At 71.2% G+C, this 538-nt stretch carries 1 protein-coding gene; it reads right to left on the reverse strand.

Translation table 11 applies throughout. The features are described from left to right. The coding region (locus D7V93_RS43885; RefSeq protein ID WP_147451726.1) for a serine/threonine-protein kinase at window positions 1–538 on the reverse strand (538 nt) is incomplete at both ends.

The following is a 538-nucleotide window of genomic DNA, read 5'->3' on the forward strand; positions in this document are numbered from 1 at the left end:
GCGCCGGCCCAGCGACTGCTCGGGCGCCATGTACTCCGGCGTCCCCACGATGATGCCCGCCAGCGTCTCCGGCATGCTCGCGTCCAGCAGCTTCGCGATGCCGAAGTCGAGCACCTTCACGAACGGCATCCCCCGCCCGCGCTTCACCAGGAAGATGTTGTCCGGCTTCAGGTCGCGGTGGACGATGCCCCGCGCGTGCGCGGCCTCCAGCGCGTCACACACCTGGGACAGCATGGGCACCACCGCCGCGGCCGACAGCGGCGTCCCCACCCAGGCCGACAGCGGCGCCCCCTCCAGGTACTCCATGATGAGGTACGGACGCGGCGCGGCGGCGTTGAGGTCGAAGATGCTGACGATGTTCTCGTGCCCGATGAGGTTCACCGCCCGGGCCTCGGCGTGGAAGCGCTGCACCAGCTCCGGGTAGCGCGCCAGGTGCTCGTGCAGCACCTTCACCGCCACCCGGCTGCCAATGGACTCGTGCTCGCCCAGGTACACGGAGCCCATCCCGCCCCGCCCCACCCGGCGCACCAGCCGGAAG

It is taken from the genome of Corallococcus llansteffanensis (assembly GCF_003612055.1).
Taxonomy (GTDB): Bacteria; Myxococcota; Myxococcia; order Myxococcales; family Myxococcaceae; genus Corallococcus; species Corallococcus llansteffanensis.